Source organism: Dactylosporangium sp. CS-047395 (genome assembly GCF_050942185.1).
GTDB lineage: Bacteria > Actinomycetota > Actinomycetes > Mycobacteriales > Micromonosporaceae > Dactylosporangium.
The window spans coordinates 10,147,707-10,171,483 of the sequence record NZ_CP192015.1 but is presented as its reverse complement, the minus strand read 5'-3'; the positions used below and the strand labels follow the sequence as shown (position 1 = coordinate 10,171,483).

At 67.1% G+C, this 23,777-nt stretch carries 19 protein-coding genes, 2 tRNA genes and 3 rRNA genes; 18 read left to right on the top strand and 6 right to left on the bottom strand.

What is annotated here, in order from left to right; translation table 11 throughout:
• Window positions 1-23: 23 nt before the first annotated feature.
• Both ACQP00_RS47485 and ACQP00_RS47480 read left to right on the top strand, forming a co-directional pair.
• Complete coding sequence (locus tag ACQP00_RS47485; RefSeq protein WP_433051448.1) at window positions 24-218, top strand: hypothetical protein; 195 nt, start codon at window positions 24-26, stop codon at window positions 216-218.
• A 13-nt stretch (window positions 219-231) separates the two neighbouring features.
• Complete coding sequence (locus ACQP00_RS47480; protein WP_433210326.1) at window positions 232-699, top strand: ribose-5-phosphate isomerase; 468 nt, start codon at window positions 232-234, stop codon at window positions 697-699.
• A 72-nt stretch (window positions 700-771) separates the two neighbouring features.
• Here the strand turns inward: ACQP00_RS47480 and ACQP00_RS47475 are convergent, their stop codons facing one another.
• A complete protein-coding gene (locus ACQP00_RS47475; protein WP_433224255.1) occupies window positions 772-1,119 on the bottom strand; it encodes a hypothetical protein in 348 nt (115 codons plus the stop codon).
• A 282-nt stretch (window positions 1,120-1,401) separates the two neighbouring features.
• Window positions 1,402-2,622 carry a GNAT family N-acetyltransferase gene (locus ACQP00_RS47470; protein ID WP_433210324.1) on the bottom strand — a complete coding sequence of 407 codons (1,221 nt, stop codon included), beginning with the start codon at window positions 2,620-2,622 and terminating at the stop codon, window positions 1,402-1,404.
• A 106-nt stretch (window positions 2,623-2,728) separates the two neighbouring features.
• On the opposite strand from ACQP00_RS47470, the gene ACQP00_RS47465 reads away from it, so the two are divergent.
• Both ACQP00_RS47465 and ACQP00_RS47460 read left to right on the top strand, forming a co-directional pair.
• Entirely contained in the window at window positions 2,729-4,399 is a 1,671-nt protein-coding gene (locus tag ACQP00_RS47465) for a protein kinase domain-containing protein (RefSeq protein WP_433210322.1), read from the top strand.
• Window positions 4,396-5,130, top strand: coding sequence for a tyrosine-protein phosphatase (locus tag ACQP00_RS47460; RefSeq protein ID WP_433210319.1), 735 nt, complete (start codon window positions 4,396-4,398; stop codon window positions 5,128-5,130). Before ACQP00_RS47465 ends, ACQP00_RS47460 begins: the two co-directional genes overlap by 4 nt.
• Before the next feature lie 7 nt (window positions 5,131-5,137).
• On the opposite strand, the gene ACQP00_RS47455 is transcribed toward ACQP00_RS47460, so the two are convergent.
• Window positions 5,138-5,968, bottom strand: a complete 831-nt coding sequence (locus tag ACQP00_RS47455) for an SDR family oxidoreductase (RefSeq protein ID WP_433210317.1) — start codon at window positions 5,966-5,968, stop codon at window positions 5,138-5,140.
• Between the two features lie 119 nt (window positions 5,969-6,087).
• On the opposite strand from ACQP00_RS47455, the gene ACQP00_RS47450 reads away from it, so the two are divergent.
• The 5 genes from ACQP00_RS47450 (at window position 6,088) to ACQP00_RS47430 (ending at window position 10,066) form a co-directional block, all read left to right on the top strand.
• Entirely contained in the window at window positions 6,088-6,738 is a 651-nt protein-coding gene (locus ACQP00_RS47450; protein WP_433210315.1) for a DUF2625 family protein, read from the top strand.
• A complete protein-coding gene (locus tag ACQP00_RS47445) occupies window positions 6,735-7,412 on the top strand; it encodes an alpha/beta fold hydrolase (RefSeq protein ID WP_433210313.1) in 678 nt (225 codons plus the stop codon). Before ACQP00_RS47450 ends, ACQP00_RS47445 begins: the two co-directional genes overlap by 4 nt.
• A 74-nt stretch (window positions 7,413-7,486) precedes the next feature.
• Complete coding sequence (locus ACQP00_RS47440) at window positions 7,487-7,885, top strand: YciI family protein (protein WP_433224253.1); 399 nt, start codon at window positions 7,487-7,489, stop codon at window positions 7,883-7,885.
• Window positions 7,886-7,916: 31 nt separating this feature from the next.
• A complete protein-coding gene (locus ACQP00_RS47435) occupies window positions 7,917-9,116 on the top strand; it encodes an RNA polymerase sigma factor (protein WP_433210311.1) in 1,200 nt (399 codons plus the stop codon).
• A gap of 272 nt (window positions 9,117-9,388) precedes the next feature.
• Window positions 9,389-10,066 (top strand): GntR family transcriptional regulator, encoded by a 678-nt coding sequence (locus ACQP00_RS47430; protein ID WP_433210309.1) that lies wholly within the window; start codon window positions 9,389-9,391, stop codon window positions 10,064-10,066.
• 602 nt (window positions 10,067-10,668) lie between these two features.
• On the opposite strand, the gene ACQP00_RS47425 is transcribed toward ACQP00_RS47430, so the two are convergent.
• Window positions 10,669-10,739: transfer RNA gene (locus ACQP00_RS47425), tRNA-Gly, on the bottom strand.
• Window positions 10,740-10,866: 127 nt separating this feature from the next.
• On the opposite strand from ACQP00_RS47425, the gene ACQP00_RS47420 reads away from it, so the two are divergent.
• The 9 genes from ACQP00_RS47420 (at window position 10,867) to rrf (ending at window position 22,155) form a co-directional block, all read left to right on the top strand.
• Window positions 10,867-10,943, top strand: a tRNA-Pro gene (locus ACQP00_RS47420).
• 58 nt (window positions 10,944-11,001) lie between these two features.
• Entirely contained in the window at window positions 11,002-12,372 is a 1,371-nt protein-coding gene (gene tig, locus ACQP00_RS47415; protein WP_433210307.1) for a trigger factor, read from the top strand.
• A 131-nt stretch (window positions 12,373-12,503) separates the two neighbouring features.
• Complete coding sequence (locus ACQP00_RS47410; protein WP_360378043.1) at window positions 12,504-13,154, top strand: ATP-dependent Clp protease proteolytic subunit; 651 nt, start codon at window positions 12,504-12,506, stop codon at window positions 13,152-13,154.
• A gap of 11 nt (window positions 13,155-13,165) precedes the next feature.
• Window positions 13,166-13,825: an ATP-dependent Clp protease proteolytic subunit gene (locus ACQP00_RS47405; RefSeq protein ID WP_433051397.1), complete on the top strand. Its 660-nt coding sequence runs from the start codon at window positions 13,166-13,168 to the stop codon at window positions 13,823-13,825.
• Window positions 13,826-14,064: 239 nt separating this feature from the next.
• Window positions 14,065-15,363, top strand: coding sequence for an ATP-dependent Clp protease ATP-binding subunit ClpX (gene clpX, locus ACQP00_RS47400; protein WP_433210305.1), 1,299 nt, complete (start codon window positions 14,065-14,067; stop codon window positions 15,361-15,363).
• A gap of 10 nt (window positions 15,364-15,373) precedes the next feature.
• The gene (locus ACQP00_RS47395) at window positions 15,374-16,168 is read left to right on the top strand and encodes a carbon-nitrogen hydrolase family protein (protein ID WP_433210303.1); all 795 of its coding nucleotides are present in this window, start codon (window positions 15,374-15,376) and stop codon (window positions 16,166-16,168) included.
• Window positions 16,169-16,950: 782 nt separating this feature from the next.
• Window positions 16,951-18,465, top strand: a 16S ribosomal RNA gene (locus ACQP00_RS47390).
• Window positions 18,466-18,815: 350 nt separating this feature from the next.
• Window positions 18,816-21,922, top strand: a 23S ribosomal RNA gene (locus ACQP00_RS47385).
• Between the two features lie 116 nt (window positions 21,923-22,038).
• Window positions 22,039-22,155 (top strand): 5S ribosomal RNA (gene rrf, locus ACQP00_RS47380).
• Together the 16S, 23S and 5S rRNA genes form the textbook arrangement of a ribosomal RNA operon.
• Window positions 22,156-22,261: 106 nt before the next feature.
• Here the strand turns inward: rrf and ACQP00_RS47375 are convergent.
• Together ACQP00_RS47375 and ACQP00_RS47370 are read right to left on the bottom strand one after the other, a co-directional pair.
• Complete coding sequence (locus tag ACQP00_RS47375) at window positions 22,262-22,900, bottom strand: hypothetical protein (RefSeq protein ID WP_433210301.1); 639 nt, start codon at window positions 22,898-22,900, stop codon at window positions 22,262-22,264.
• A 73-nt stretch (window positions 22,901-22,973) separates the two neighbouring features.
• On the bottom strand, window positions 22,974-23,534 hold the full coding sequence (locus ACQP00_RS47370) for a hypothetical protein (RefSeq protein ID WP_433210299.1): 561 nt from the start codon (window positions 23,532-23,534) through the stop codon (window positions 22,974-22,976).
• Between the last annotated feature and the right edge of the window lie 243 nt (window positions 23,535-23,777).

Genomic DNA, 23,777 nt, shown 5'->3' with positions numbered 1-23,777 from the left:
TACTTCGGGCCTGGGGTGTGTACATGCAGATGCAGATCTTCATCGCGGCGATGATCGCCGCGTTCGGCATCGGCGCCTTCGCCGCCGCCGCGCTCGTCTGGGACCGCCGGAGACTCCTGCGGCTCAAGACGGGCGCGACCGCGGGGTGGGTGTTCGGCCTTGTCCTGCTGGGTGGTGGGTTGCTGGCGGGTTCCTGCCTGGGGCTGATCCGGCTCTGAAAGACTGCCGGGTATGCGCGTCTACCTTGGTTCGGACCACGCCGGCTACGAACTGAAAGTGCACCTGGTCAGCGCCCTGGGCCTGCAGGGCTACGAGGTCGTGGACGTCGGACCGGCGTCGTACGACCCCGACGACGACTACCCGGTCTTCTGCTTCCACACGGGGGCCCGGGTGGTCGCCGACCCCAACACCCTGGGCGTGGTGATCGGCGGCTCCGGCAACGGGGAGCAGATCGCCGCCAACAAGGTCCCGGGGGTGCGGGCGGCTCTGGCCTGGAACGTGGAGACGGCCCAACTCGCCCGCGAACACAACGACGCGAACGTCGTGGCGATCGGGGCCCGCCAGCACACCCTGGACGAGGCCACGACGCTGGTGACCACGTTCCTGTCGACGAAGTTCTCCGGCAACGAACGGCACGCCCGGCGGATCGCCCAGGTCCTGGAGTACGACAACACCCGCGTGTTGCCGCCGCTGCCGTGATCCTCTCGCTGTACCGGGCGCGACGATGCCGAGCCTCGGTTGCTCGTCGCGCCCAGCGGCGACGCCGTCGGCTCAGCTCGTGGGGGAGCGGCGGCCCGGGCGGGTCAGTTCCTCGCGGGGCACCCAACCGCGCCGGATGATCTGCAGGTCGCGTTCCGCGGCGGCCAGGTCGTCGTCCGTGGGGCGGGCCGCGTCGCGGGCGCGCATGGCGGCGGAGACGCTCACCTGGGACGAGCCGCCGCCCACCAGGCCCCGCAGGCCGCGTTCGGAGACCACCTCGTCGTGGTGATGGTGGTGATGGTGATGGTGGTGGTCGTCGTGGTGATGGTGGTCGTCGCCGGAAGCGGTCGGTGACGGCGGCGGCGCCGGGGCCGGGGACGTGGGCTCGACCGGGTCCGGGTCATGCACGGCGGCCGTCATCGCGAACGTGCCCGACAGCTCCGCCAAGTGGTGTGGCGAAGGGCGCGGCGGGGGCGCGGGAGCCGGTGGTTGCTCCAGAACCGGCTCCGCCGGAACCGGAGCGGGTTCGTCCAAAACCGGAGGGACCGGCGGGGCCGACGCGGCCGGCGGGGCAGGCGGCGGAGGAGCGGCCTGGGCAGGCGGCGTCTGGGGCACCGGTTGATGTTGCCGCATGCGGCGCCGGCGGCGCTGGATACCACCCATGCGCCGACAGTACCGCCTGCGGCCCCATCGTCGGATCGATCAGAAGATTTCGATCGAGTACGGCGCCACCGGCCAGCTGAACGCGGTGCTCGTGGCGGCTACGGCGCCCGGGCGGTGTTCGCGGACGCGGCCGGCGAGGTGGAGGGCGCCCAGCCTCGTGCCGCCCAGGTACACGGCGCTCAGCTCCGAGATGCCCAGCTCGAAGTCCGGGTCGCCGTCGGCGCGCTGGCAGGTGACCAGGGCGCCGCCCGCGCCGGCCCGCAGGCGCCAGCGGCCGGCGTTCGCGGGGCGCAGGGTGTCGGTGAGCTCGAAGACCACGTCGATCGGGGCCGCGTACCGGCGGGCCGTCAGCGCGCGCGGCACGTCCGTCAGGCGGACCCACAGGCCGTCGCCCGCCTTGGCGCCGAGCTGGCGGGGCTCGTCGACGAGGTGGAAGAGCGGGTCGTCGGCGCTGGTCAGGCCCTGGACCAGGGACCGTGACAGGTCGATGCGCAGCAGGAAGCGGTAGAGCTCGGCGTAGGCCGCCGGGGTCGCCGCCACCAGTTCGATGACGTTGACCTCCTGCTTCGGGCCGTTGTCGTCCCAGTTCGGGCGGATGCGGTAGCGCGCGAAGCCGTCCACCACGCCGTCCGGGTTCTCGAAGAGGACGGCTCGGGCCTTGGTGCCGCCCTCGCGGCGCGTTTCCGGGTCGGCGGTCAGGTGCTTCCACCACGCCTCGTCGCGGCTGGACCAGCCGGGCTTGTGCGGCAGCACCCGGGAGTACACCTCGGAAAGCTCTTTGATCAGATCTGCCGGAATGCCGCCGCGCAGGGTGCCGGGCGCGGGCGGGGCCGTGATCCGCAGGTCGCGGCGGTCGGCGCGCATGGTCACGTTCTGGGCGGCCAGGCCGTAGCCGAAGCGCGGGTAGATCCGGCCCTCCGACGCCCACAGCACGGCCAGGGCCTCGGGGGCGTCGGTGAGCTGGGCCTGCATGAGGCGGGTCAGCAGGCCCTTGCGGGTGTGGACCGGGGAGACCGAGACGCCGGTCACATGGGCGGCCGGGACGACCGCGCCCGGGATGGCGAGGTCGCGGGTGAAGGCGCCGGTGACGCCCACCACCTGGCCGTCCTGCTCGATGAGGTGCGTGCGGGCGGGCTCGAAAATCGTGCGGTACGTGCCTTCGGGGTTGAATTCGCCGGGGTCGGCGAACGCCTCTCGCCTGAGGCGGGCCACCTGTTCCAGATCGCCGTCCGTCGCGGTGCGCAGGACATAGTCGCTCATCGGTTGTGTCTACCTCGTGACCTCCGGTCGGCGCGACCGATTTGCACGCTCGTTACTCTCGAAACCGATGGGGGGCGGCAAGACGAATGCTGGGGGGAGCGACACGATGACGCAGGGTGCGTTGCTGGACCTTGTCTGCGGTCCGGCGAGCCCTTTGCCCGAGACGTTCCAGCGGTACCGCCTGGTGGCCCACCTGGGCTCCGGCGGACAGGCGGACGTCTACCGTGCCGTGCGCGTCTGCGGCGGAGTGACCTCGGCGCCGATGACGGTGAAGGTCTTCCGCGTCGACCCGCAGCGCCCGATCGCCGACGAGCTGCGCTCGTGGGACAAGGGCGACGCGGCACTCATGGATCTCAACAACCGCGGGGTGCCGGGGATCTGCCGGCGCGCGGACGGCTTCTACGGGCCGCCGCCGCACCGGCCGGGCGAGCGGACGGCGCCGGGGGACGCCGTGCCGTACCAGGTCTACGACTACCTCCACGGGGTGAACCTGCGCGAATACGTGGCCCAGCGCGCGGGGGCGGCGCCGGGTGCCCGCCGGCTCAATGCCGTCTCGGCGCTGAAGACCCTGGCCGTCGCGCTGCAGAACCTGCACAACCCGCAGGAGAGCGGCGCGACGCCGGTGCTGCACATGGACGTGAAGCCGTCGAACGTGATGGTGCTCGCCACCGGGGAGGTGCGCCTGATCGACTTCACCGGGGCGCGCTACTTCCGCGAGGAGGAGATCACCCAGATCGCGTACACGCCGGAGTCGGGCGGGCCGGAGGCGTTCGGCGGGGTCAAGTACGTCGGGCCGGCGTACGACGTGCACGGCTTCGGCGCGGTGGCGTACTTCATGGTCACCGGCGCCTACCCGCGCGTCGACGGGCGCAGCGAGCAGCAGGCCGGCGGGCCGGACGCCTCGCCGCCGCCGTGGAGCGTGCTGCGGCGGCATCCGCTGCTGGAGCAGTACCCGTCGCTGCGCGATCACCTGCACCTGCCGCTCGCCGACCGGCCCGCCGACCGGCCGCTGACCCGCGACCTGCAGTCGTGGCTGCAGCACCTGGCCATGCTGGTGCGCCGCACCGACCTGCCGGACGTGGGCTGCGACTGGATCGAGGCGGACGCGGCCGAGTCGGGCCGGGTGGTCGGGCGGGCGCGGCCGGCGATCAGCGGTACCGAAACGGAGGCTTATCAACGCATCGAGAGCCTGGAGCGCGAACTGGTGGCGTTGCGCACCGGCGGCACAGTGAACGGTGCACCGGTGCCGGTGCAGCCGGTGTCCGCACCCCCCGTTTCGGGTGCTCCGGTCTCCAACGGAGGTGTCGCTGTGAACGCTGAAGGTGTGCCGCAGATGCGGGGCCGCGCCAAGGTCGTGCCGCGGGTCGCGCCCGAGCCGACGGGCATGATGGATTTCGAGCCTGAAGAGCGTCTGCCGCGGTACTCCCCACCCCGCGGCGATCGCGCCCGCCAGTTGAAGATCGGCTGGGAGTACACCGGAACGGGCGCCATCATCGCGTTCATCTGCTGGGGCCTGTGGGCGCTGGACAGCGAGGGCAGCCTCAACGGCCCGTTCATCGCGTTCCTGGTCGTGCTGGGCGTGGCCGTCGGCGTGTTCGCGCTGGCGCGGCTCATCGGCCGGCTCGTGCTGGAGCAGCGGATGGGCCGGGTGCGCCGTTCGGCCCGGGGCGCGCACGCGATCACCGGGCTGTTCCTGGCCGCGGCCGGCATCGCCTACCTGCGCGAGGTCAGCTGGGTGCTCGACGTCTACCACTGGGCGAAGGACCTCATCGGGTGAGGTTCTGGCGCCGCCGCAAGCCCTTGTCCCGCCCGCTGGAGGGCCTGGTCAACTTCCGGGACCTCGGCGGGCTGCCCGCGGACGGCGGCACCGTGCGCCCCGGGGTGCTGTTCCGCAGCGACTCCCTCGCCTACGCGACCGACGCCGACGCCGACCGCCTGGTCCGCGACCTCGGCCTGTCCACCGTGATCGACCTGCGCGGCGAGTACGAGGTGTCCCAGCTCGGCCGGGGCCCGCTGGCCCGGGCCTCGGTCGAGTACTTCCCGGCCCCGATCGCCGACGTGAGCGGGGCCGAGGACCTGGTCGGGCACTACGTGGCGATGCTCACGGAGAAGGGCCCGGTGCTGGCCGGCACCGTGCGGCTGCTCTCCTGCGCGGGCACCCTGCCGGCGGTGTTCCACTGCGAGGCCGGCTGCGACCGCACGGGCGTGCTGGCCGCCGTGGTGCTGGGCCTGCTGGGCGTGCCGGCCGACGTGATCGCCGCCGACTACGCGGCGACGGCGGCCGCGATGCCGACCATCCACGAGCGGGTGGCCGTGGTCGTGCACCGGCTGGGCCTGCCGCCGCGGCCCGTCGAGCTGCCGGCCTGGGAGCCCGAGGCGGCGCTGATGACCAAGATGCTCGACGTGGTGGGGGAGCGCTGGGGCGACATGGAGGGCTGGGCGCTGTCGTACGGGCTGACGCAGGACGAGCTCGCCGCCCTGCGCCAGAACCTGATCCGGTCTGCTTAGGCCTGTCCTAGACCGAGACCGCTTGGGCGGGCAGCGGCCGGGCGTTGAGCAGCGCCGTGTAGTCCCGCTGGGCGCCGTCGAGCACCATCCGCCAGGAGTCCTCGCCGATCGGCAGGCGCACCGGGCGCTCCTCGGCGGCGACGAGCCGCATGACCTCGGCCGCGAACGCCTCCGGCGGGCTCGAGATGGGCAGCGACTTGAGCGCCCGCACGCCCGCGCGCACGGGTTCGATGACGCCGGAGTATGCGGGCACGTGCTCGGCCGACTCCGACAGCGAACTGCCCCAGTCGGTGGCGAACATGCCCGGCTCGACCGCGGTCACGTGGACCCCGGTCCCGGCGAGTTCGAGCGCGAGGGTCTCGACCAGGCCCTCCAGGGCGAACTTCCCGACCGCGTACGCGCCGAGGCCCGGCATCGCCACCCGCCCCGCGGTCGAGGAGACCATCACGATGTCCCCGAAGCCCTGCGCGCGCATCAGCGGCAGCACCATCCGGGTGAGCCGCCACGGCGCGACGAGGTTCACCGCCAGCTGCGCCTCCAGCTCGGCGTCCGTGACCTCCTCGACGGCGCCGAAGTGGCCGGTGCCCGCGTTGTTCACCAGCACGTCCACCCCGCCGTAGCGGGCCAGCGCGGCGTGCACCGCGTTGTGGCAGTCGTCGGGATCGCGGACGTCGAGGACGCAGGTGGCGAGCGTACTGGGGTAGCGGTCCCGGAGGTCCTCGAGCATCTCCGGCTTCCGTGCCGTGGCCAGCACCTGCTGCCCGGAGGCGGCGACCGCCTCGGCGAGTGCGCGCCCCAGGCCGGTGGAGCAACCTGTGATCAACCAGCGACGAGTCATGTTCGACATAGTGACTCTCAGTATCCGCCGCCCAACAGTCCGAAAAACGTGAATGACAATCATTCAGCGGCCATTTCCGCCGTTCGTGTCCGCCCGGTATCCGGCCGTACAGTTGCCAGGTGCGCTCGCTGGCGGAGCTGATCTCCGACGACCGGTCCGCCTGGGCCGAGATCGAGGCCGCGGTCTCCGGCTCTCCCTACGCGGTCGAGCTGCTGCCCGCCGACCCCGACCGGGCGGCCGCGTGCCTGCACCGGCTGCAGGTGGCCACCACGTCCTGGCTCGGCGCCCTGGTGTACGGCAGCGGCGGCCTGATCGTCGACGGCGGCTGGCTGCGCGTGCTCGGCTCCGGCCACCCGCGCCGCCGCCTGGCCGACATCCACGAGGTCAACGAGCGGTTCGAGGCGGCCGGGCTGGTCGTGGCCCAGGACATCCTCGGCGGCGAGTTCGTGTGGCGGCAGGGCGAGTCCGACGGGCGGCCCACCATCCACTACTTCGCCCCGGACACCCTGCGCTGGGAGGATCTCACCCTCGGGTACACCGACTGGCTGTACGCGATGCTCGCCGGCGCCGCCGACCAGTTCTACCTGAGCTGGCGCTGGCCCGGCTGGCGCGACGAGGTGGCCTCCTGCCCGCTCGACGCCGGGATCGACACCGTGCCGCCGCTGTTCTCCAAGGACGGCCGCGACCTCGACTCGATGCGCCGCCGGCCGATCGCCATGTGGGAGCTGCTGAGCGTCAAGCACGACATGGCCGACCAGCTGGGCGCATGAGGCTCGCCCGCACCGACACCGGCGGGGACGGCCCGCCGATCGTGCTGCTGCACGGCGGCGGCAGCGGGCGCGGGACCTGGGCCACGTTCAGCCGGGAGCTCGCCGGTTGGCGGGTGATCGCCCCCGACCTGCGCGGGCACGGGGAGAGTCCGCGCTGTGCGGAGTACACCCTCATGGACCACGCGGACGACGTGCTCGAACTCCTCGACGAGCTGGACCTCGACGCGCCGGTGCTCGTCGGGCACAGCCTGGGCGGGTTCGCCGCGGCCACGGTCGCGCAGCGGCACCCGGACCGCGTCGGCCGGCTCGTGCTCGAGGACCCGCCGGCCCCGCCCCGCGACGGCGTGCGCGCCGGTGGCTTCTCGCGCACCAAGCTCGCCCTCTCCGCGCTGGCCGGCGGCCTGTCCCGGCGCGCGTTCGACCGCGCCGCCCTCATGTCGGCCATCCACGACCTCCGTGAGCCGAATCCGTCCTGGTGGGCCGGCTTGGAAAAGATTCAGGCCCCCTCGTTGGTACTGTCCGGAGGCGCGAAAAGCCACATCCCGCCCGAGCGCCTGGCCGCCGTGGCCGCGGCGATCCCGGACGCCGAACTGCGCACGATCCCGGTGGGCCACCGCATCCACAGCACCGCACCCGCCCAGTTCGCCGAAGTCGTTCTGCAGTTCCTCGGCTGACCTGTCCGGATGGCGGCGGCGGCTCCGACGTACCCACGAGAACACCCGAACCGAAGGGGACGACCGTGAAGTACATGATCCTCAGCTACGCCTCCCAGCGCGACTACGACGCCATGGCGGGCAACCCCGGCGAGACACCGTGGACGCCGGAGCACTTCGCCGCCATGGGCGAGTTCATGGCCAAGCTCAACGGCGAGCTGGAGGAGTCCGGAGAGCTCGTCGAGACCCGCGCCCTGGACGCGCCCGTGCACACCCGTCGCGTCAGCGGCCTGCCCGCGCTGGTCACCGACGGCCCGTACGCGGAGACGCAGGAGGTCCTCGCCGGGTACTGGATCGTCGAGTGCGACAGCTTCGACCGCGCCACCCAGATCGCCCAGAAGCTCGCCGAGTGCCCGGCCCCGCCGGAGGTGCAGGCGACCGCGTTCGCCGACGTGCGCCCGATCGTCGACTCGTCGGCGGACCTCGGCTTCTGACGGTTCGTGATCGCGGCTGCTGATGGTGTCGATGGAGGACCTGCTGCGCTCGCTGGCGCCGCAGGTCCTCGGCGCGCTGGTCCGTCGCTACGGGCACTTCGACACGGCCGAGGACGCCGTGCAGGAGGCCCTGCTCGCGGCCGCCCGTCAGTGGCCGGACGACCCGCCCGCCGACCCCCGGGCCTGGCTCATCGCGGTGGCCGCGCGCCGGCTCACCGACCTGCTCCGCGCCGACCAGGCCCGGCGCCGGCGCGAGGAGACGGTGTTCCGCCTGGCGCACGAGGTGCCGCCGGAGATCGCGCAGACCGACGACTCGCTGGTGCTGCTGTTCATGTGCTGCCACCCCGCGCTCGCCCCCGACGCCCAGGTGGCGCTCACCCTGCGGGCGATCGGCGGCCTGAGCACCGCCGAGGTGGCGCGCGCGTTCCTGGTCCCCGAGGCCACCATGACCAGGCGCATCACGCGGGCCAAGCAACGGATCAAGGCCAGCGGCCTGCCCTTCGCGCTGCCCCCTCCGGCCGACCGGCAAGAGCGCCTCGCGGTCGTACTGCACGTGCTCTACCTGATCTTCAACGAGGGCTACGCGGCCACGCGGGGCGAGCTGCTCCACCGCCCCGATCTGGCCGGCGAGGCGATCCGCCTGACCCGGCTGGTGCACCGCCTGCTGCCCGACGACCTGGAGACGGCCGGCCTGCTGGCCCTGATGCTCCTGACGGACGCCCGCCGCGAGGCGCGGACGGCCCCCGACGGCGCGCTGGTCCCCATGGCCGAGCAGGACCGCACCAGGTGGAACGCGGAGCAGATCGCCGAGGGCGTCGCGTTGATCACCGCGACCCTGCCCCGCGGCGTGCCGGGCATGTACCAACTCCAGGCCGCGATCGCCGCACTCCACGACGAGGCCCGGTCGGCTCACGAGACCGACTGGCCCCAGATCGTCGCGTTGTACGAGCTGCTCATGGCCCGCGCTCCCGGCCCGATGGTCGCCCTGAACCACGCTGTCGCGGTGGCCATGGCGCGCGGCCCGTCGGCTGGCCTTGCGCTCCTGGAAGATGTGACGGAGCTGGAGCTTGATCATCGTCTGCACGCCGTACGAGCCCACCTTCTGGAGATGTCGGATCAATTACCGGCCGCGCGGGCCGCGTACCTGAAGGCGGCAACGCTGGCCGGCACCCTGCCCCAGCGCCGCTACCTCAACGCCCGAGCCGCCCAAATTCCGGATCCCGAGGCATGATCCGGACGTTTTCCCAGGTCAGTTCCATGATTCACGGCGCGTTCGCACTGGTGTTCGATTAGGCTCCTCCCTCATGAACGAGATCACCTGCCCCGCCACCAAGACCACGACAACCGCCACCGGCGACGTCGAAGTCCGCTGCTCAAAGCCAGTCGGCCACAAGGAATCCCACGAATCTCGGCTGGGCGCCTTTCCTATTCGGTGGCGTTAGTCGTAAAGTGTCTTCGGCTCGCAGGCCATGTTCACCTTCTTCGAAGGGGACGGCGACTGCCGTGGAGCCGAAGTACACCCTGATCATGAGCACTCTGCAGGACCGCATCGACCGCGGCATATTGCCGGTCGGCACCCTCCTGCCCAGCGAGGCCGCGCTGACCGCCGAATTCGGCACTTCCCGCTCGACGGTCGTCCGGGCCTTGCGACAATTGCGCACCCAGGGCTGGGTGAAAGGGATCCAGGGCAAAGGCCGCCTGATCCTGGGTCGCCCGGCCCGCACTTTGTCAACGCTTCCCCGCCGAATCCAATACCTCCTCCAGGCCGACCGCCACGCCGAATACCTCGGCAGCCGCGACTTGGCCGCCCCGCCGCAGATGGCCGCCATCCTGCGGGTGCCGCCGGGCACCCAAATCTACGGCGCGCGCTACCGGCTGTCCCTGCTCAACAACACGCCACTGGCTCTGACCACGGCTTTCACCCCCTACTGCCTGACCCGCGAGCGCTACCTGCTGGACGAGCTCGAGTCCGTGTACGGCCGAAGAGCCCACCACGTCACCGAACGCTGGGGCGCCCGCCTACTGACTTTGCAGGAGGCCGAAGCCCTTTCCCTAGCCAAACGAAGAAGCGTGGCCGTGGCCCTCATAACCGTCCACGACGCTGGTGGGTTACCGTTTCTAGCGGTGAACGCGGTGCTCTCTCGCGAGGCTCCTGAACTCTCCCAGACCTACGACATCTGAACCTCTCCGATCCGCCGCTTTACCGCTCTCCACTTTCCTGTCGGCCGAGAACGCTGAGTTGTCGCGCAAAGCCGAAGGAATCCCGCGGAACGCATGTGACCAATCCATCGTTCCCGCCAAATCCCCCGCATTGAGCGGCCCTTCTCCAGCCTATTTCTTCAGCTGGTCCCTCGCTTTTCCAACGCCGGTTCCGCGCGCCCACACCCGCGGCGGCGAACGACTCGGCGGCCTCCCGAGAAATAGCGCGATCGCTTCCCGAGTAGCGGCTTCTGTTCGGTCATGTGTTCGAAGCTAGGCGTGGTGGGCCTGCGTGGTCCAACGCCCGGCTCTCCGGTGCACGCTAGAACCCCTGCTGAGCAGCGCGAAGGCAACTTGGCGCTTGAAGCAGACAAGTCGGCGCCGGCCGCGGTGGCGGGCCTGATCAATGCGGCGCGCCTGTGGGCACTTCGAGGCGATCGTCCGGCGGGCATGTGTCGACGCAGGCACGTGGGGTACACGAGACGCTGCGAAAACGCCGAAGAACCTCGCGGTGCCGAAGCACCCCGCGCCGGTTTTGAGGGGGTCTGGGTGGAGCGGAGCTCCCCCAGGGAAGGCCAGAAGAGAGCGGGCGAGGAGAATCGAACTCCCACCGTCAGTTTGGAAGACTGAAGCTCTGCCATTGAGCTACGCCCGCACGCGTGGTGCCCAGCGTACCTAATCAGTGTGCGCGGGGTCAGTAGCGGGGGTCCACGGTGTGCGACACCGGCATACCGAGCGGCGCGGTCTCCGGTCGAGCGCATACACTTGCCGACGCACACCACCGGGGTGTAGCGCAGTTTGGTAGCGCACTCGCTTTGGGAGCGAGGGGCCGTGGGTTCAAATCCCGCCACCCCGACCAGGAACGACCAAGCGCAGCCGCCAGTCCTACAAGCCGTAGTAACGAGGGAGAAAGTTCTGTGAAGAGCACCGTCGAGACCCTGAGCCCGACTCGCGTGCGGCTCGAAATCGAGGTGCCGTTCGCCGAGCTCGAGCCGAGTCTCAAGAAGGCGTATCGCGAGATCGGCTCGCAGGTCAACATCCCGGGGTTCCGGCGGGGCAAGGTGCCGACCCAGGTCATCGACCAGCGGGTGGGGCGCGGGGCGGTGCTGAACGAGGCCGTCCAGGAGGTCATCCCGTCGCAGATTCTGGCGGCGGTGCGCGAGCACGAGGTCAAGACGCTCGGGCGGCCCGAGGTGGAGATCACCGAGTTCGCCGACGGGCAGCCGTTGAAGTTCACGGCTGAGGTCGACGTGCGGCCGGAGATCGCGCTGCCGGACATGAGCGGGATCACGGTGACCGTGGACGCGCTCACGGTGGCCGAGGATGACGTCGAGGAGCAGCTCAAGGGGCTGCGCGACCGGTTCGCGACGCTGAAGACGGTCGAGCGGACGGCGCTGGTCGGCGACTACGTCCAGATCGACCTCGTGGCCAAGGTGGACGGCGAGGAGGTGCCGGGCGGGAGCGCGACCAACGTGTCGCACGAGGTCGGCAGCGGCCAGCTCGTCCCCGGCCTCGACGACGTGCTCGTGGGCATGGGCGCCGGCGACTCGACGACGTTCACCACGCAGCTGGTGGGCGGGGAGTTCGAGGGGCGCGACGCCGAGGTGTCGGTGACCGTGAAGTCCGTGAAGGACAAGCAGCTGCCCGAGGTGGACGACGAGTTCGCGCAGCTCGCGAGCGAGTTCGACACCCTGGAGGAGCTCAAGGACGACCTGCGGACCCGGCTCACCCGGGTGAAGCGCATGGAGCAGCTGTACTCCGCGCGTGACCTCGCGCTCAAGGCGGTCATCGACGCGACCGACGTCCCCGCGCCCGAGGGTGTGGTGAAGGACGAGGTCGAGTCGCGCAAGGAGTCGATGAACGACCAGCTGCAGCGCATCGGCGCCTCGTTCGACGACTACCTGCAGACCGAGGGCAAGACCGAGGAGGAGATGGACGCCGAGCTCAACGAGGCGGCCGTCGAGGGCGTGAAGGTGCAGCTGGTGCTCGACACCCTGGCCGACGCCGAGGACATCCAGGTCAGCGACGACGAGTTCGGGCACGAGATCGTGCACCGGGCGCAGCGGGCCGGGATGGGCCCCCAGCAGTACTACGACCAGCTGGTCCAGGCCGGCGTGGCCGGTGCGGTCTTCGGCGACGTGCGCCGCGGCAAGGCCCTCGGGGTCGTGCTCGAGCGGGTGAAGATCGTGGACAGCGAGGGCGAGCAGCTCAGCCTCGACGACCTGCGCGGTGCGGTCGACGAGCACGAGGGTCACGATCACGGCGACCACGAGGGCCACGACCACTAACGTTGTAGGCCGGGGCAAAAGCCCCGGCCTTCACCACGGTGCGCTCATAGCGAAATGCGGTGAGCACGGGAAGCTGATGCCTCCCGCACCGGTTAGGGTCGGCAAGTACAAGACTCTTGCGAAGGGCTGCCATGACCGACCTGCATATTCCAGCGTCGCCAGTCAGTCCCGCGCCCCACGGGCGCGGTCGGGGCGCGGACACGAGCCTGACGCTCGACGACTCGGTGTTCAACCGGCTGCTCAAGGAACGCATCATCTTCCTGGGTAGCGAGGTCAACGACCAGGTGGCCAACCGGATCTGCGCGCAGATGCTCCTCCTCGCGGCTGAGGACGACGAGCGCGACATCTGGCTGTACATCAACTCGCCCGGTGGTTCCGTCTACTCGGGCATGGCGATCTACGACATCATGCAGTTCGTCACCAACGACGTGGCGACCGTGGCGATGGGCATGGCCGCCTCGATGGGCCAGCTCCTGCTGTGTGCGGGGGCTCCCGGCAAGCGCATGGCGCTGCCGCACGCGCGGATCATGATGCACCAGCCGTCCGGTGGCATCGGGGGCACCGCCTCCGACATCGCCATCCAGGCCGAGCAGATGCTGTACACGAAGCGCATGTTCCAGGAGCGCGTGTCGTTCCACACCGGTCAGTCGCTCGAGCAGATCGAGTCCGACTCCGACCGTGACCGCTGGTTCACCGCCGAAGAGGCGCGAGACTACGGCTTCATCGACAAGGTGATCACCGGGGCCCAGCAGGCTCCGGAAGGCGCCGGAACCCTGGCCTGAGGAGCGAAGCCATGACCGATCTGAGCCTGCCTCCGGCGCTGCGCGAGGTGCACAACCGATACATCCTCCCGTCGTACGTCGAGCGCACGTCGTACGGCATCAAAGAGACCAACCCGTACAACAAGCTGTTCGAGGACCGGATCATCTTCCTCGGCGTGCAGATCGACGACGCGTCGGCCAACGACGTGATGGCGCAGCTGCTGACGCTGGAGAGCACCGAGCCGGACCGGGACATCACGCTGTACATCAACTCGCCCGGCGGCTCGTTCACGGCCATGACGGCGATCTACGACACGATGCTCTACGTCCGGCCCGACATCCTCACGGTGTGCCTGGGCCAGGCCGCGAGCGCCGCCGCGGTCCTGCTGGCGGCCGGCACGCCGGGCAAGCGTCTCGCGCTGCCCAACTCGCGCATCATCATCCACCAGCCGGCCACCGAGGGCGGCTACGGGCAGGGCTCGGACATCGAGATCCAGGCCCGCGAGATCATGCGCATGCGGACCCAGCTCGAGGACATGGTGTCGCGGCACACCGGTCAGCCGGTCGAGAAGGTCCGCAAGGACATCGACCGCGACAAGATCCTCACGGCGGACGAGGCCAAGGAGTACGGCCTGGTCGACAACGTGCTGGTCAGCCGCAAGAAGTCCAGCCTGGTGGCCTCGGGCAACTGATCGGCGCCCGCTGCCCACGACCGCATCGGCCCGCCCTAACCTGGAGGTTGGGCGGGCCGATGGAGTGTCAGGCGAGTGTCGTCATGAGGGCGGCCAAAAAGACACCCCCGCGTAGGGGGTCGGAATACGGGCCACCACCAGGTAACGTCGAGGCAGTAGCCAGCGCGGGCGCAGTTGGCCCCCGCAGCGAGCAGATGCGATCCGGACGTAGGGTCCGGCCGAAGGCAGGGAGATCGTAGGTGGCACGGATCGGCGACGGCGGCGACCTACTGAAGTGCTCCTTCTGCGGCAAGTCGCAGAAGCAGGTGAAGAAGCTGATCGCCGGCCCTGGCGTTTACATCTGCGACGAGTGCATCGATCTCTGTAATGAGATCATCGAGGAAGAGCTCGCGGAATCGGGCGACGTCAAGTTCGACGAGCTGCCCAAGCCGATGGAGATCTGCGCCTTCCTCGACCAGTACGTCGTCGGGCAGGACCAGGCCAAGAAGGCGCTCGCGGTGGCGGTGTACAACCACTACAAGCGGGTGCAGGCGGAGTCGGGCGGCAGCTCGGGCGGCGACGGGGTCGAGCTCGCGAAGTCGAACATCCTCCTCATCGGCCCCACCGGATGCGGCAAGACGCACCTGGCCCAGACGCTCGCGCGGATGCTCAACGTCCCGTTCGCGATCGCCGACGCCACGGCGCTGACCGAAGCCGGCTATGTGGGCGAGGACGTCGAGAACATCCTCCTGAAGCTCATCCAGGCCGCGGACTACGACATCCGCCGCGCCGAGACCGGCATCGTGTACATCGACGAGGTCGACAAGATCGCCCGTAAGTCGGAGAACCCGTCGATCACGCGCGACGTCTCCGGCGAGGGTGTCCAGCAGGCGCTGCTGAAGATCATCGAGGGTACGGTCGCCAACGTCCCGCCGCAGGGCGGACGCAAGCACCCGCACCAGGAGTTCATCCAGATCGACACGTCCAACGTGCTGTTCATCTGCGGTGGCGCGTTCGCCGGCCTCGACCGGATCGTGCAGCAGCGGGTCGGCAAGGGCGGCACCGGCTTCGGAGCCAACCTCCGCTCGATCACCGACCGGACCGCGGACGACGCGTTCGGCGACGTGATGCCGGAGGACATGCTCAAGTTCGGCCTGATCCCCGAGTTCATCGGCCGGCTGCCGGTCATCACGAGCGTCAAGAGCCTCGACCGCGACGCCCTGGTCAAGATCCTCACCGAGCCGCGCAACGCGCTCGTGCGGCAGTACCAGCGGCTGTTCGAGCTCGACGGGGTGGAGCTGGAGTTCGCGCCCGAGGCCCTGGAGTCGATCGCCGACCAGGCCATCCTGCGCGGCACCGGCGCCCGCGGGCTGCGGGCCATCATGGAGGAGGTCCTGCTCTCCGTGATGTACGAGGTGCCGAGCAACCCCAACATCGCGCGGGTACTGATCACCCGCGAGGTGGTGCTCGAGAAGGTCATCCCGACGATCGTGCCGCGCGATCTGGCCGCCCACCGGGTCGGCCGTCGACGCGCGGACCGCGAGGAGAAGTCGGCGTAGCCTGGCGCCTATGCGCGTAGCGGTATGTCAGCTCAATGCCCGCGACGACCGGGCTGAGAACCTCAAGGCGGCCCGTTCGCTCCTGCAGCGGGCATCCGACGGGGGAGCGGATCTGGCGGTCCTCCCTGAGTACGTGGACTATCTCGGGCGCGCGCGTTCGGCACCCGCGCCCGAGCCGGTCGACGGGGAGTTCGCGGCGTTCTTCGCCGACGCCGCGCGCGAGCTCGGGATGTGGGTGCACGCGGGCTCGTTCCACGAGACCGGACCCGACCCCGCGCACACCTTCAACACGTCGCTGGTCTTCGATCGATCCGGTGCTCTTGCCGGCCGCTATCGAAAGATCCACCTCTATGACGTGGAGATCCCCGGGCGCGTCTTATACCAGGAGTCGGCGACCGTCGCACCTGGAGAGTCGACGAGCATCGTCGATGTCGAGCAGGTTCGACTAGGACTGTCGATCTGTTACGACCTGCGTTTTCCCGAGTTGTACCGCATGCTGGCGATCGCCGGCGCGAACGTCCTCGTCGTGCCGGCGGCGTTCATGCTCCACACCGGACGGGACCACTGGGAGGTTCTGCTCCGAGCGCGAGCCATCGAGAACCAGTGTTATGTGCTCGCCGCCGGACAGATCGGCAACCATGATCCCGATCGCACCTGTTTCGGGCGGAGCATGGTCGTGGATCCGTGGGGGACGGTCATCGCCCAGGCGCCGGACGTCGTGGGGGTGACGTTCGCGGAGCTCGACCTCGAGCGGCTCGCGGAGATCCGGGAGACGCTGCCGAGTCTCGCCAACCGCCGGCTCTGACACTCCACTGTGGTCGTCGCGGCGCTGCCCATTTCGCGGAAACCGTTGCTGTGCAGGGGTTTTCGTTCATGCGAGGGGCCGATTTGACTCGGGCGGGGCAAGGTCCGTAAGGTTCTCCAAGTCCGAGGGGATGGGCGGAAACGCCCGGTTCGTCGGATTGGTACCACCAGGGCGGTGCGGGAAGCGATTTGCGAACGCGAAGCCGACCGGGTAAGGTACTCCAGCCGGTAGGAACCGGGCGAGCTTGCAAGAGCTGGCCGGCCTACCGAACCCCCGAGCAGATCTGGCGCCGGAAACGGCGCGGATGAACTGTGCGGGAGTTACGGTCCAGAAGGTCAACAAGCGGAAAACGCGGACTTGACAGAACGGATCGGGCAGGTAAGATAGACAGGCCGGTAACGAGCCGGGCGGGCCAAGCGAGCGACAAGCTCCCAAGTGCCGGTCGGTGTTACTGGATCTCCCGAAACAAGATCACCGGAAACGGTGGCCTTGCTATGCTCGGGAAAACCGCTTGAACGAATTAAGTTCGGACAACGAACTTGACAACGGCGAGCGACCTGGTAAAGTAGAGAAGTTGCCCCGGACGAGGCAAGCGAGTGATCGCGAGTCACGGCGGTGTGTGTTGGTTGTTTGAGAACTCAACAGGGTGCTTGTTAAGCCAGTGCCAATTGAAATTTACCCCGTGGCGCGGGCTGGTCTCCTTCTGGGGGCTGGTTGCGTGTCTGGGATTCCTTTGGTGACAACATGTTTGTTGCCGGGTGATTGATTCACCAACGCAGATTTTGTTGGAGAGTTTGATCCTGGCTCAGGACGAACGCTGGCGGCGTGCTTAACACATGCAAGTCGAGCGGAAAGGCCCTTCGGGGTACTCGAGCGGCGAACGGGTGAGTAACACGTGAGTAACCTGCCCTAGGCTTTGGGATAACCCTCGGAAACGGGGGCTAATACCGAATATTCATGGACTGCGGCATCGTGGTTTGTGGAAAGTTTTTCGGCCTGGGATGGGCTCGCGGCCTATCAGCTTGTTGGTGGGGTGATGGCCTACCAAGGCGACGACGGGTAGCCGGCCTGAGAGGGCGACCGGCCACACTGGGACTGAGACACGGCCCAGACTCCTACGGGAGGCAGCAGTGGGGAATATTGCACAATGGGCGGAAGCCTGATGCAGCGACGCCGCGTGAGGGATGAAGGCCTTCGGGTTGTAAACCTCTTTCGACAGGGACGAAGCGCAAGTGACGGTACCTGGAGAAGAAGCGCCGGCCAACTACGTGCCAGCAGCCGCGGTAAGACGTAGGGCGCGAGCGTTGTCCGGATTTATTGGGCGTAAAGAGCTCGTAGGCGGCTTGTTGCGTCAGCTGTGAAAACCCGCAGCTCAACTGTGGGCTTGCAGCTGATACGGGCAGGCTTGAGTTCGGTAGGGGAGACTGGAATTCCTGGTGTAGCGGTGAAATGCGCAGATATCAGGAGGAACACCGGTGGCGAAGGCGGGTCTCTGGGCCGATACTGACGCTGAGGAGCGAAAGCGTGGGGAGCGAACAGGATTAGATACCCTGGTAGTCCACGCTGTAAACGTTGGGCGCTAGGTGTGGGGGGCCTCTCCGGTTCTCTGTGCCGCAGCTAACGCATTAAGCGCCCCGCCTGGGGAGTACGGCCGCAAGGCTAAAACTCAAAGGAATTGACGGGGGCCCGCACAAGCGGCGGAGCATGCGGATTAATTCGATGCAACGCGAAGAACCTTACCTGGGTTTGACATGTGCGCTAAAGCCGTGGAGACACGGTGTCCTTCGGGGGCGTTCACAGGTGGTGCATGGCTGTCGTCAGCTCGTGTCGTGAGATGTTGGGTTAAGTCCCGCAACGAGCGCAACCCTTGTTCGATGTTGCCAGCGGTTCGGCCGGGGACTCATCGAAGACTGCCGGGGTCAACTCGGAGGAAGGTGGGGATGACGTCAAGTCATCATGCCCCTTATGTCCAGGGCTTCACGCATGCTACAATGGCCGGTACAAAGGGCTGCGATACCGTAAGGTGGAGCGAATCCCAAAAAGCCGGTCTCAGTTCGGATCGGGGTCTGCAACTCGACCCCGTGAAGTCGGAGTCGCTAGTAATCGCAGATCAGCAACGCTGCGGTGAATACGTTCCCGGGCCTTGTACACACCGCCCGTCACGTCACGAAAGTCGGCAACACCCGAAGCCGGTGGCCCAACCCTTGTGGAGGGAGCCGTCGAAGGTGGGGCTGGCGATTGGGACGAAGTCGTAACAAGGTAGCCGTACCGGAAGGTGCGGCTGGATCACCTCCTTTCTAAGGAGCACCTTCAGCCGAAAGGCTGCAAGGAGCCCGCACCACCCGAATGTGGTGGTGGGGTGCTCATAGGCGGAGACACTGGCGAAGCTTTCCCGCGACAACGGTCGCCGGCTAGTACAACCCCGTTTGGGGAGTGGAACGGCGGTGATGCGGTTCGGGAGGGCGTATAGGCACCCTGTTGGGTCCTGAAACAATCAGCACGATGGTGTTGAGGGTTTCGGACGTGGATCTGCGCCGGCGCGCAAAACCAGGCAGAGGTTTCTGCACGGGTTGCGGCTGACAAAACGGTGTGGGTTTGGTGTTGGTTGAGAATTGCACAGTGGATGCGAGCATCTTTATTGCTTTGTGGTCAAGTTGCTGAGGGCGTACGGTGGATGCCTTGGCACCAGGAGCCGATGAAGGACGTGGGAGGCCGCGATAGGCCTGGGGGAGCTGTCAACCGAGCTGTGATCCCAGGGTGTCCGAATGGGGGAACCCGGCACCAGTCATGTGGTGTCACTCCTGCCTGAACACATAGGGCAGGTAGAGGGAACGCGGGGAAGTGAAACATCTCAGTACCCGCAGGAAGAGAAAACAACAGTGATTCCGTGAGTAGTGGCGAGCGAAAGCGGATGAGGCTAAACCGAGCATGTGTGATACCCGGCAGGGGTTGCATGTTTGGGGTTGTGGGGCATGTCTTGTCTGGTCTGCCGGCTGGACGCACAGTCAGAAAACCATTGGTTAGTCGAAGTTCGCTGGAAAGCGGCACCGTAGACGGTGAGAGTCCGGTAGGTGAAAGCTGATGGTCTGTGTTGATGTGTTCCCGAGTAGCGGCGGACTCCTGTAATCTGCCGTGAATCTGCCAGGACCACCTGGTAAGCCTAAATACTCCCTGGTGACCGATAGCGGACTAGTACCGTGAGGGAAAGGTGAAAAGTACCCCGGGAGGGGAGTGAAATAGTACCTGAAACCGTGCGCCTACAATCCGTCGGAGCGTCCTGGCTTTTGCCGGGGGTGACGGCGTGCCTTTTGAAGAATGAGCCTGCGAGTTAGTGATACGTGGCGAGGTTAACCCGTGTGGGGGAGCCGTAGCGAAAGCGAGTCTGAATAGGGCGTTCAGTCGCGTGTCCTAGACCCGAAGCGGAGTGATCTAGCCATGGGCAGGCTGAAGCGCGGGTAAGACCGCGTGGAGGGCCGAACCCACCAACGTTGAAAAGTTGGGGGATGATCTGTGGTTAGGGGTGAAAGGCCAATCAAACTCCGTGATAGCTGGTTCTCCCCGAAATGCATTTAGGTGCAGCGTCACGTGTTTCTTGCCGGAGGTAGAGCACTGGATGGCCTAGGGGGCCTACAAGCTTACTGAAGTCAACCAAACTCCGAATGCCGGTAAGTGAGAGCGTGGCAGTGAGACTGCGGGGGATAAGCTTCGTAGTCGAGAGGGAAACAGCCCAGATCACCAGCTAAGGCCCCTAAGCGTGTGCTAAGTGGTAAAGGATGTGGGGTCGCATAGACAACCAGGAGGTTGGCTTAGAAGCAGCCACCCTTGAAAGAGTGCGTAATAGCTCACTGGTCAAGTGGTTCCGCGCCGACAATGTAGCGGGGCTCAAGCACACCGCCGAAGCTGTGGCATTCACGCGTGTACCAGGCCTTCGTGGTCCAGGTGTGTGGATGGGTAGGGGAGCGTCGTGTCACCGGTGAAGCGGCGGAGTGATCCAGCCGTGGAGGTGACGCGAGTGAGAATGCAGGCATGAGTAGCGAAAGCAGGGTGAGAAACCCTGCCGCCGGATGACCAAGGGTTCCAGGGCCAGGCTAATCCGCCCTGGGTGAGTCGGGGCCTAAGGCGAGGCCGAGAGGCGTAGTCGATGGACAACGGGTTGATATTCCCGTACCCGCGTAGAAGCGTCCATGCTGAACCTGCTTGTACTAACCTCACAATGGTCTGAACCTTTCGGGGGGATGGCCGGCGTTTGGGAACTCGGGTGGTAGTAGGCAAGCGATGGGGTGACGCAGGAGGGTAGCTGGACCCGGCCGGTGGTTGTGCCGGGGCAAGCGTGTAGCCCGTGCTGTAGGCAAATCCGCAGCACTTGAGGGTGAGACGTGAAGCGGAGCCGTTTCAGGTGAAGTCAGTGATCCCATGCTGCCGAGAAAAGCCTCTAGCGAGTTTCGAGCGGCCCGTACCCCAAACCGACACAGGTGGTCAGGTAGAGAATACCGAGGCGATCGGGCGAACTGTGGTTAAGGAACTCGGCAAATTGCCCCCGTAACTTCGGGAGAAGGGGGGCCACCGATGGTGAGACCACGTGCTGGTGGAGCGGTTGGTGGCCGCAGAGACCAGGGGGAAGCGACTGTTTACTAAAAACACAGGTCCATGCTAAGTCGTAAGACGACGTATATGGACTGACGCCTGCCCGGTGCTGGAACGTTAAGGGGACCTGTTAGTCCTTCGGGGCGAAGCGGAGAACTTAAGCGCCAGTAAACGGCGGTGGTAACTATAACCATCCTAAGGTAGCGAAATTCCTTGTCGGGTAAGTTCCGACCTGCACGAATGGCGTAACGACTTCCCCACTGTCTCAACCACAGGCCCGGCGAAATTGCACTACGAGTAAAGATGCTCGTTACGCGCGGCAGGACGGAAAGACCCCGGGACCTTCACTATAGCTTGACATTGGTACTCGAATTCGATTGTGTAGGATAGGTGGGAGCCTGTGAAGCGGTCACGCCAGTGGTCGTGGAGGCAAGCTTGAAATACCACTCTGTTGGATTTGGGTATCTAACCTTGGACCGTGAGCCGGTTCAGGGACAGTGTCTGGTGGGTAGTTTAACTGGGGCGGTTGCCTCCTAAAATGTAACGGAGGCGCCCAAAGGTTCCCTCAGCCTGGTTGGCAATCAGGTGTTGAGTGCAAGTGCACAAGGGGGCTTGACTGTGAGACTGACAGGTCGAGCAGGGACGAAAGTCGGGACTAGTGATCCGGCACTGGCAGGTGGAAGCGGTGTCGCTCAACGGATAAAAGGTACCCCGGGGATAACAGGCTGATCTTCCCCAAGAGTCCATATCGACGGGATGGTTTGGCACCTCGATGTCGGCTCGTCGCATCCTGGGGCTGGAGTAGGTCCCAAGGGTTGGGCTGTTCGCCCATTAAAGCGGTACGCGAGCTGGGTTTAGAACGTCGTGAGACAGTTCGGTCCCTATCCGCCGCGCGCGTAGGATACTTGAGAAGGGCTGTCCCTAGTACGAGAGGACCGGGACGGACGAACCTCTGGTGTGCCAGTTGTTCTGCCAAGAGCACGGCTGGTTGGCTACGTTCGGAAGGGATAACCGCTGAAAGCATCTAAGCGGGAAGCTCGCTTCGAGATGAGGTATCCCACCCCTTGAGGGTTAAGGCCCCCAGCGAGACCACTGGGTTGATAGGCCGGAAGTGGAAGCCTGGTAACAGGTTTGAGCTGACCGGTACTAATAGGCCGAGGACTTGACCTACACATCAAGCTGTAGAGACGCTTTGCATCCACTGTGTGATTCTGAACCAACACCGGATCGCACCCTGAACGCCAGTGAGGTGGTTTGGGTGTGCGGGGTTGATAGGTTCATAGTGTTACGGCGGCCATAGCGGTGGGGAAACGCCCGGTCCCATTCCGAACCCGGAAGCTAAGCCCTCCAGCGCCGATGGTACTGCACCCGAGAGAGTGTGGGAGAGTAGGACGCCGCCGGACTAAATTTCCCTCAGGGGCTCACCGATTTAGGTGGGCCCCTGAGGCGTTTCTGTATGCGGGCAAAGAAAAGGCCCGCGAGGGTTCGCGGGCCGGCGGAAAAGCAGCGTCAGTTGCGGTGCTCGACTGCGGTGCGCAGCTCGAGCATCGACTTCGCGGACTCGGGAACACCGCGGTTGGAGAACAGGGCCACGCCCAGGGAGCCGTTGTCGGCCCAGCCGCAGACCGTCAGATCCGAGTCGTCGACCTTCGTGGTGCCGCAGCGCATCGTGCCGCCCAAGGAACCCGCGTCGACGTCCTTGGTGTCGCGTACGCCGCCGGCGTCGTCGGCCACCATGTCGAACGCCGTCTTCAGGGTGTCCTCCGGCTTCCAGATGCGCGCAGTGCCGGCGACCAGGATGGCGTCGGTCTTCCCGTCCCGGTAGATCAGGCCGACGCTGTCGTCGAGGTTGACCTTCGAGGCGATCGCATCCCGGATGTACTCGCTCGTCTGCTGGGCGCCGTCGCTCTTGTCGAGCGCGAACGCACCCACCTTCTCCGGTGACTTGATTTCGGTGTCGCTCTGGCCCAGGACCCGGAAGACCGTGGGGCCGTAGAAGATGCCGGAAACGAGCAGCGCCGCGGCCGCGACCGAGCCGGAGATGATGGCCACGCGCTTCAGCGGGACGCGGCTCGCCGGAGTCTCGGCGGCGTCATCGTCGTCGTCTTCGTAGTACAGGCCGGCGGGTCCGCCGTCGGGGTCGACCATCGGCGAACTGTAGCAACTCCCGGCAGAAACGACTGTGGGGGCGCCGGAACGCCCCCACAAAACGAACGAACCGTCAGCCGCGGGTCTGCACGGCCTCGCGGATGTCCACGAAGTGCCCCGCGGCGTAGCTCAGCTCCTGGCCCATGAACAGCACCAGGCCCACGCTCCCGTGATCGGCCCAGGCGCACATGCTCATCTTGACGCTGGTGCCGCCGGCGCTGTACGCGCTGCTGCCGCACTTCGCCGTCCCGCCGAGCTTGCCGGCCGGGTACTCGGAGGGTGCGCTGACCGTCGTCGCGCCGCTGCTGCTGCCGAAGCCCTTGAAGGCCGAGTCGACCTCGGAGCCCGGGGAGAAGAACGTGCCGGTCGCGGCGACGAGGACGACCACGTGGGTGATGTCGTCGTCCTGCTCGTCGGAGTACACGCCGGTCGCGATCTCGTCGATGCTCTCGATCGTGCCCCGCAGGTCGCTCTCCATGCTCGACTTGAGCTCGTCGGCCTCGGGGCTGTCCTGCTTCGACAGGCCACCGGGCAGCGTCGGCGGGGCGGACACGTGCGCGCCGGCGTCACGGTAGATCGGGTAGAACGCCACGCAGGCGATCACCGCGCAGACCAGGAACACGCCGCCGATCACGCTGAGCGTGATCTTCAGCCCCTTGCCCTTCTTCTGGGGAGGCGGCGGAAAACCGGGAGCGACCTGCGGGTATCCGGGCTGCGGAGCCTGATAGGCGGGCTGGCCATAAGGCTGCGCCGAAACGGGCGGCTGGCCGTAGGGCTGCGCCGAAACGGGCGGCTGGCCGTACGGCTGCGCCGAAACAGGAGGCTGGCCATAAGGCTGCGCCGGATACGAAGGCTGCGCGGGATAACCAGGCGGCGG

Excerpts from the sequence above, each read along its gene's own strand:
- ACQP00_RS47375 (WP_433210301.1), bottom strand. The coding sequence starts at position 22,900 with ATGGTCGACCCCGACGGCGGACCCGCCGGCCTGTACTACGAAGACGAC.
- ACQP00_RS47475 (WP_433224255.1), bottom strand. The coding sequence starts at position 1,119 with ATGACGGCCGCCGTGCATGACCCGGACCCGGTCGAGCCCACGTCCCCG.
- ACQP00_RS47485 (WP_433051448.1), top strand. The coding sequence starts at position 24 with ATGCAGATGCAGATCTTCATCGCGGCGATGATCGCCGCGTTCGGCATC.
- ACQP00_RS47435 (WP_433210311.1), top strand. The coding sequence starts at position 7,917 with ATGGAGGACCTGCTGCGCTCGCTGGCGCCGCAGGTCCTCGGCGCGCTG.
- ACQP00_RS47455 (WP_433210317.1), bottom strand. The coding sequence starts at position 5,968 with ATGACTCGTCGCTGGTTGATCACAGGTTGCTCCACCGGCCTGGGGCGC.
- ACQP00_RS47405 (WP_433051397.1), top strand. The coding sequence starts at position 13,166 with ATGACCGATCTGAGCCTGCCTCCGGCGCTGCGCGAGGTGCACAACCGA.
- ACQP00_RS47445 (WP_433210313.1), top strand. The coding sequence starts at position 6,735 with ATGAGGCTCGCCCGCACCGACACCGGCGGGGACGGCCCGCCGATCGTG.
- ACQP00_RS47395 (WP_433210303.1), top strand. The coding sequence starts at position 15,374 with ATGCGCGTAGCGGTATGTCAGCTCAATGCCCGCGACGACCGGGCTGAG.
- ACQP00_RS47410 (WP_360378043.1), top strand. The coding sequence starts at position 12,504 with ATGACCGACCTGCATATTCCAGCGTCGCCAGTCAGTCCCGCGCCCCAC.
- ACQP00_RS47440 (WP_433224253.1), top strand. The coding sequence starts at position 7,487 with ATGATCCTCAGCTACGCCTCCCAGCGCGACTACGACGCCATGGCGGGC.
- ACQP00_RS47470 (WP_433210324.1), bottom strand. The coding sequence starts at position 2,622 with ATGAGCGACTATGTCCTGCGCACCGCGACGGACGGCGATCTGGAACAG.
- ACQP00_RS47480 (WP_433210326.1), top strand. The coding sequence starts at position 232 with ATGCGCGTCTACCTTGGTTCGGACCACGCCGGCTACGAACTGAAAGTG.
- ACQP00_RS47465 (WP_433210322.1), top strand. The coding sequence starts at position 2,729 with ATGACGCAGGGTGCGTTGCTGGACCTTGTCTGCGGTCCGGCGAGCCCT.